This is a genomic window from Nocardioides sp. (assembly GCF_024509035.1).
GTDB lineage: Bacteria > Actinomycetota > Actinomycetes > Propionibacteriales > Nocardioidaceae > Nocardioides.
This window is the reverse complement of sequence record NZ_JANINT010000114.1, coordinates 1-7,257: the sequence shown is the minus strand read 5'-3', so window position 1 is coordinate 7,257 and position 7,257 is coordinate 1. Positions and strand designations below refer to the sequence as shown.

Here is a 7,257-nt window from a genome sequence, read left to right as displayed (position 1 = left end):
GCCGTAGAGCAGCACGCCCTTGGGGATCTTGGCGCCGACGGCCTGGAACTTCGCGGGCTCCTGGAGGAACTCCTTGATCTCCCCGAGCTCCTCGATGGCCTCCTCACATCCCGCGACGTCGGTGAACGTCGTCTTGGGCATGTCCTTGGAGATCAGCTTGGCCTTGGACTTCGCGAACTGCATGACGCCGCGACCGCCGCCGCCCTGGACCTGGTTCATCAAGAACAGGAACAGCAAGATGATCAGCGCGAACGGCAGCAGCGTGGCGAGAATCGAGCCCAGCAGGCTCGGCTTGGGCACGTCGACCTTGAAGGTGTCGATCTTGCCGTCGTCGACCTGGGCCTGCACGGCGGCCTCGATGTCGGCCTGGGTGCCGTCGAGCCAGAAGGCGGTGACCTTCTTGCCGTCGTCGAGGGTGGCCTTGATCTGCTGCTCCCCGCCGTCGACGAAGGTGATGTCACGCACCTCGCCCTGGGCGATGTACTCCTGCATCTTCGAGGCGTCGACCTCGTCTCCACCCCGGTTGGGGGCGAGGTACTGCAGGGCGAGGAGCACGCCGATCACGGCGAGCACGATCCACAGCCAGGGACCCTTGAATATGCGCTTCACAGGCTTCTCTCGACGCGACACCACCGTCCCCCGGGCGGTGTGCCGGGCGGACGCTCAACTGAATGCCGACGGTACACACTGTCGACAATCACCATTGTCTCAGCAAACCGCCCTCCGGCGCAGTCGGCGTCCGGGGTGACCGCAGGTTCAGTTCAATTGTTCGGTCGAGCACCGGTTACCCGTGAGCAACCGGTGCCGAACGGCGTCATTGGACGAGACCGCCCCGCTCAGGAGTAGACGTGCGGGGCGAGCGTCCCGATGTCGCGCAGGTTGCGGTAGCGCTCCTTGTAGTCGAGGCCGTAGCCGACCACGAACTCGTTCGGGATGTCCCAACCGACGTACTTGACCTCGACCGGCATCGTCAGCGCCTCGGGCTTGCGCAGCAGCGTGCAGATCTCCACCGACGCAGGGTTGCGCGAGGACAGGTTGGAGGTCAGCCACGAGAGCGTCAGGCCGGTGTCGATGATCTCGTCGACGATGATCACGTGCCGCCCGGAGATGTCGGTGTCGAGGTCCTTGAGGATCCGCACGACGCCGCTGGACTTCGTGCCGGAGCCGTACGACGACACCGCCATCCAGTCCATCTCCAGGTGGCGGCTGAAGCTGCGGGCCAGGTCGGCCATCACCATCACCGCGCCGCGCAGGACACCGACGATGAGGATGTCCTGGCCCTCGTAGTCGGCCTCGATCTCGCGGGCGAGCTCACCGAGCCGGGCCTGGATCTGCTCCTCGGTGAAGAGGACGTTGACGAGATCGTTCTCCACGTCGGATGCGTGCATGGCGCAGACTCTAGTGGTCGTCGGCGGAGGTTCGTCGACGGCATCCGTGGTCCGGGTGCGTGCGTCGCAAGGCGGCGTCGCGACGGCGTACCGGGCGTCCGTCGAGCGATGCCAACGCAGCGACGGGCGTGCCCGGGCCGCGGAGGTCCGACGAACGGAGGCCGGCGAGCACGAGGTCAGCGACGGGCCTTGGTGACGACCAGGGTGATCGTCTGGGACGAGGAGCCCTTCACCGAACGCGACCCGAGGTAGACGGCCTTCAGGTCGTGGGCGCCCTTCGGGAGCCGGTCGAGGGTGATCGTGAGCCGCCCGCCGTTGCCCGCCCTGAGCTGGCCGCCACCGACCACGTCGCGGCCCTCGCGGACCTCGACGTCACCGGTCGGCTTCACGCCCTTGGCGGACACGGTGACCGTGACGACGCCGTTCTGCTTGGTGGTGACCTTCTTCTGCGCGAGCGCGGCGTCGGTGCGGGAGGCGACGAGTTCCTTCTTGACCTCGGTCTCGCCGAGGCTGACCTTCTGGCGGGCCTTCTCGACCCGGATGTCGTCCAGGACCAGCGGCTGGTAGCCCTCGCGCGTGAGCTTGAGCGTGTAGGTCCCCCGCCCGACCTCGAGGAAGAAGTACCCGTGCTGAGGTCCGTCCTTGCGCTTGCTCGCGTAGGTGAGCGCCGACGCCGCCGGCGTGCCGTCGCCCTTGATGGCCTGCACCTTGACGTCGTCGACGTACTCCCCGAACTGGTCGACGACCACGCCCTGGATGAGGGCCTGGCCGGCGCGCTCGACGGTGACGCCCGGCGAGGTCTGCGGGGCGGCCGAGGCCGGCAGCGCCTGGGGCGCGACGACGAAGGCGGCGAGGCCGGTGACGAGACCGGCCGCGACGGCGGCGGTACGACGGCTGCGGAGCATGGTCACCTCGGGATCGAGCGGCCGCGCGGACGCGACGGGGTCACGACGAGTGTCACCCCACACGTCGACCTCCCGTGGCCGAACCTGAGAACTCTCACCCGGGGCGGTCGAACCCCAGCCGCCCGTCGACCCGCCGGCAGCGGACGTGGCCCGGCAGGTCGACCCACTTCTGACCGTGCCAGTCGGTGAGCAGGGCGTCCATGGCGAGGACGTGCTCGTGGAACAGCCCCGCGGCGGCGGCGCCGGCGTCGAGGGCGGCGAGCCGCAGCACCCGGCGGCGGATCGAGGTCGGCTGGGCGAGCAGCCCGTCGACCGGCAGGTCGCGCAGGCCGCCGTACGCCGCCCCCGCGACGTCGTCGAGCAGGTCCATGTCGTCGCGGAGCTGGTCGGCGGTGCGGGCCAGCGTCGCGGCGATGCCCGGGCCGAGCTGCTCCTCGAGGACGGGGAGCACGGTCCGGCGTACCCGGACGCGGGTGAACCCCGGGTCGTCGTTGTGGGGGTCGTCCCAGAACGCGATGCCCTCGACCTGGCAGGCCGTGACGGTGTCGTCGCGCGCGACGTCGAGGAGGGGGCGCACGAACCGGTCGAAGGAGCGGCGCATCCCGGCCAGCGAACGGCCCCCGGACCCTCGCGTCAGCCCCAGCAGCACGGTCTCGGCCTGGTCGTCGCGGGTGTGGCCGAGCAGCACGACGTCGGCCTCGAAGCGCTCGGCGACCTGCTCGAGGACGGCGTACCGCGCCTGCCGGGCCGCGGCCTCCGGGCCCTGGCCGGCCGCCTCGACGCGCACCGTCGCGGTGACGGTCTCGTCGGCACCGAGGGCCGCCATCTGCTCGACCACGTGGGCGGCGTGGTCGGCCGACCCGGGCTGCAGCCCGTGGTCGACGGTGACGCCCAGGACCCGCCAGCCGCCGCGGCGGGCCTCGAACACGGTCGCCGCGAGCAGCGCGAGCGAGTCCGCGCCTCCGGAGCAGGCGACGAGCACGGTGCGACCCGGGTCGAGGTCCGCGAGCGAGCGGCGTACGGCGAGCCGGACGGTCGCGACCGCGGGGTGGAGGCTCATCGCGCCATGGTCACAGCACGCGGGCGATCCAGGCCTGCGGGTCGGCGATCTCGGCCTTGGACGGGAGGTTCTCGGCGCGCTCCCACACGGCATTGAACTCGGCCATGCCGGCCTTGTCGACGACCGCGCGGACGAACTTCGCCCCGTCGCGGTACTGCGCCATCTTGGCGTCGAGGCCGATCACCCGGCGCAGCACCTTGTCGAGGACACCCACACCGCCGCGGCGCCGGTTGAAGCGCTTGCGGATCTCCTTGACCGTCGGGATCACGCTGGGACCGACGCCGTCCATGACCACGTCGGCGTGGCCCTCGAGCAGCGACATGACGCCGGTGACCCGGTCGACGATCTCCTTCTGCTCGGGCGTGCTGACGACGTCGAGCAGGCTGCCCCCACCCTCGCGGGCACCCTTGAGCACGTCGGTGATGCGCGAGAGCCCGTCCTCGAGCAGACCGCTCGGCTCCAGGGTGTCGGCGAGCGCGTGCATCTCGCCGAGGAGGTGGTCGGCCAGCCACGGGGTGGCCGTGAACTGCACGCGGTGGGTCTCCTCGTGCAGGCACACCCACAGCCGGAAGTCGTGCGGGTCGACGCCGAGCTCGCGCTCGATGTGGACGATGTTGGGCGCGACCAGCAGCAGCCGGCCGGTGGGGGCGTGGAACGGGTCGAACTGGCCGAGCACCTTGCCGGCGAGGATGCCGAGGACGGCGCCCACCTCGGCCCCGGTGACCCGGGACCCGATGGCGAGCGCGAGACCCGTCGGGGCGCCCTTGCGCGACGCGACCTTGTCGGCGATGGGCGTCAGGATCGTCGCGAAGCCGTCGGCGTTGGCGGCCACCCAGCCCGGCCGGTCGACGACCAGCACCGGCGCGGTCCGCTCGGCGGCCACCAGGCCGGTGAACTCGCGGACCAGCCCGGTGGACCGGTCGGCGTCCGCGCGCAGCTCGGCGACCACCGCGGCGGCGGTGGCGCGGTCGACGACCGGGCCGTCGCCGGCGATGCGGGACCCGAGGGACACGGCGAGGTTCCAGTCGACCATCCCGCGGCCGCCGCTCGAGTGGGTGCTCATGCCGCGACGGTACCCGCGCCCGCCACACCGCTCCCGGCTCGTCACCGACTCCTCGGCGGGTCGTCAGCCGCAGCGGCAGCCCGCGAGGGCGCTCGTCGCGGCGTCCAGCGCGGCGCGCGCGCCGAGGGTGTCGACCAGGTCGATGCGGTCGGCGAGCAGCGCGAACACCATCGGGCGCCCCTCCCGGTCGGTCACGATGCCGGCCAGCCCGCTCACCCCCGACAGCGTGCCGGTCTTGGCGCGCACCAGACCGCGACCCGCATCATCCCCGTCGGGGAAGCGCACGACCAGCGAGCCGGAGAACCCGGCCACGGGCAGTCCGGTGAGCACCGCCCGCAGGTCGCCCTGGTCGGGCGAGGCGGCCAGCTCGAGGACCGCCGTCAGCGTGTCGGGGTCGAGCCGGTCGTCGCGGGAGAGCCCGCTGCCGTCGTACGTCGCGGCGCCCTGCATCGGCACCCCGAGCCCGTCGAGGACCGTGCGCACCGCGCGGGCACCGCCCGCGAACGAAGGGTCGCCGTCGACGGCGAGCCCGACCTGGCGGGCGAGCACCTCGGCGGCCTCGTTGTCGCTGGTCTCGAGAGTGTGCTCGACGATCTCCGACAGCGGGTCGCTGTCGAGGCGGGCGAGCTCGGCTGCGCCGGCGGGCGCCGTGGTCTCCCGGGGCGCCCCGGCCACGGCGACCCCGGCCTTGCCGAGCGCGGTTGCGAAGGTGGCCGCCGCGGTGGCGGCCGGGTCGGCGACCCGGCCCGTGCCACTCGCGGGGCGGCCCTCGTCGACCCACAGCGGCGTGATCGGCGAGACGACCGCCTCGGGGACGTAGGTCTCCGGCCAGTGCGGGCTGACCTCGGGGCCGGTGAACAGACTCACGTCGTAGCCGAGCCGCACCTTCCCGCCGACCCCGGTGGCGGCCAGCGCGGTCGCGGTGTCACGAGCCAGGCGGCGCAGGTCGGGCGCGGACAGCAGCGGGTCGCCGCCGCCGACCAGCACCACGCGCCGCGGACCGGCGGCGACCACGGTCGTCGCGAACGTGTGGTCGGGCCCGAGGGTCTCCAGCGCAGCGGCCGCGGTCAGCAGCTTGAGCGTCGAGGCGGGGATCGCCTCGCCGGTGCCGCGGGAGTAGAGGAGGGTGCCGTCCAGCCCCGCGACGGTGGCGAGCACGTGCGGGCCCAGGTCGGCGTCGCGCAAGGCCGGAGCGAGAGCGCGCCGTACCAACGCTGCGTCGGGTACGCCGGACGCGGGCGCAGCGACCGGGCCGGGCTCGGCGGGCGCGTCGATCGCCAGCCCGGGCGGGGGCGGGACGGCCTCCGGCTCGTCCGTCGGGTCGGGGCCGGCCGGGTCGAGCCGCCACGCGACGACGCCCGCGGCGAGGACGGCGAGCACCACCACGACGGGCAGCCACCCAGCGAGACGGGACGCGCGTCCGGGGTGGGATCCGTCACGTCCGCCCACGATCCGCCTTCCTCCGGGTGCCCATCTGGTGCCATTGTGCGCGACACTGGCCCCCGGCCCGCCGCGCGGGCCCACTGACGTGACGATCACCTTGATGATGACCCTGACGATGGCGGAGGAAGACGTGCTCGAGTTCGACGTGCTGGTGGAGATCCCGAAGGGTCAGCGAAACAAGTACGAGGTCGACCACGAGTCCGGCCGGATCCGGCTCGACCGGACCCTGTTCACCTCCACGCAGTACCCCGCCGACTACGGCTACATCGAGAACACCCTCGGCCTCGACGGCGACCCGCTCGACGCGATGGTGATCCTCCAGGAGCCCACGTTCCCGGGCTGCCTGATCCGCTGCCGCGCGATCGGCATGTTCCGGATGACCGACGAGGCCGGCGGCGACGACAAGGTCCTCTTCTTCGAGGTCTACAAGGACCTCGAGCCCGGCAAGTCCGTCGAGGGCGCCGAGTGGGTCGGCCGCACCGAGGCCGAGGCCGAGGTCCACGCCTCGTTCGCGCGTCTCAAGGAGACCGGCGGGCACTGAGCCCCCGCGGCAGTTCCCCGGCCGGCCGGGGAAACCGTCATCGCACCAGGTCCGGCGAGCAGCATCTCGGCCGGGATCGCCCAGGCGTCGACGAGGTCGACGGCGATCGGGCGGACCTTGCGGCACAGCGAGCCGATCTCGCGTCTGATCGCCTTGGAGCGCACGACGGTGAGCCGGCCGTGCTCCATGAACCAGGCACGGTCGGACTCGATGGTCGTCAGCGCGAAGAGGTCGCAGAGCAGGTTGAGCGCGATCTTCATGTCGCCGTCGGGCAGGCCGCGGACCTTGGCGACGAACGCCTCGAGCACCAGCCGCTCGACGTGTGCGTTGGCGGCCGCGATCACGTGGTCCTGCACGCGTGAGAACACCTCGCCGGGGTTCATGCCGTTGTCCATGCCGCGCTTGAGGCGGCGCGCGACGCCGGCGAGCATGTGCTCCTCGCGGAAGCGCAGCATCGCCAGCTGGTAGTCCGGGTCGAGCAGGCCCGCCTCCTGGTCCCACTGGTCGCCGCCGGGCAGCAGGTCGCGGACCCGCTCGAGCAGCTTGTGGACCGAGGTCTTCTCGATGACGGTCTCGACCGCGACCCCGGTCACGAACCGCATCATGCCCAGCTGGTCGAGGTCCTCGAACTCGCTGGCGTAGTCGGTGAGCAGACCCTTGGCCACCAGTTGCAGCAGCACGTGGTTGTCGCCCTCGAACGTCGTGAAGATGTCGCTGTCGGCCTTGAGCGCCGCGAACCGGTTCACCGACAGGTAGCCCGCGCCACCGCACGCCTCGCGACACTCCTGGATGGTGCGGGTCGCGTGCCAGGTGCCGAGCGCCTTGGTACCGGCCGCCCGCGACTCCAGCTCGCGCCG

Annotated in this window: 8 protein-coding genes; 1 reads left to right on the top strand and 7 read right to left on the bottom strand. The window is 72.1% G+C overall.

Features of this window, described 5'->3' with window-relative positions; genetic code table 11:
• The 6 genes from Q0L15_RS09680 to dacB form a co-directional block, all read right to left on the bottom strand.
• On the bottom strand, positions 1 to 609 hold a 609-nt coding region (locus Q0L15_RS09680; RefSeq protein ID WP_296603946.1), incomplete at its 3' end, for an ATP-dependent metallopeptidase FtsH/Yme1/Tma family protein.
• A 227-nt stretch (positions 610 to 836) separates the two neighbouring features.
• Positions 837 to 1,388, bottom strand: a complete 552-nt coding sequence (hpt, locus tag Q0L15_RS09675) for a hypoxanthine phosphoribosyltransferase (RefSeq protein WP_296603944.1) — start codon at positions 1,386 to 1,388, stop codon at positions 837 to 839.
• A gap of 176 nt (positions 1,389 to 1,564) precedes the next feature.
• Positions 1,565 to 2,293, bottom strand: coding sequence for an Ig-like domain repeat protein (locus Q0L15_RS09670; RefSeq protein WP_296603947.1), 729 nt, complete (start codon positions 2,291 to 2,293; stop codon positions 1,565 to 1,567).
• A 94-nt stretch (positions 2,294 to 2,387) separates the two neighbouring features.
• Positions 2,388 to 3,353 carry a tRNA lysidine(34) synthetase TilS gene (gene tilS, locus Q0L15_RS09665; protein ID WP_296603943.1) on the bottom strand — a complete coding sequence of 322 codons (966 nt, stop codon included), beginning with the start codon at positions 3,351 to 3,353 and terminating at the stop codon, positions 2,388 to 2,390.
• Between the two features lie 10 nt (positions 3,354 to 3,363).
• Positions 3,364 to 4,416 (bottom strand): zinc-dependent metalloprotease, encoded by a 1,053-nt coding sequence (locus tag Q0L15_RS09660; protein ID WP_296603942.1) that lies wholly within the window; start codon positions 4,414 to 4,416, stop codon positions 3,364 to 3,366.
• Positions 4,417 to 4,479: 63 nt separating this feature from the next.
• On the bottom strand, positions 4,480 to 5,865 hold the full coding sequence (gene dacB, locus Q0L15_RS09655) for a D-alanyl-D-alanine carboxypeptidase/D-alanyl-D-alanine-endopeptidase (protein WP_296603941.1): 1,386 nt from the start codon (positions 5,863 to 5,865) through the stop codon (positions 4,480 to 4,482).
• Between the two features lie 94 nt (positions 5,866 to 5,959).
• Here dacB and Q0L15_RS09650 point away from each other — a divergent pair, with 94 nt between their 5' ends.
• Positions 5,960 to 6,400 carry an inorganic diphosphatase gene (locus tag Q0L15_RS09650; protein ID WP_296603940.1) on the top strand — a complete coding sequence of 147 codons (441 nt, stop codon included), beginning with the start codon at positions 5,960 to 5,962 and terminating at the stop codon, positions 6,398 to 6,400.
• Here Q0L15_RS09650 and Q0L15_RS09645 read toward each other — a convergent pair.
• Positions 6,283 to 7,257 (bottom strand): acyl-CoA dehydrogenase (locus Q0L15_RS09645; protein WP_296603939.1); only part of this gene is annotated, 975 nt, incomplete at its 5' end. The genes Q0L15_RS09650 and Q0L15_RS09645 overlap by 118 nt on opposite strands.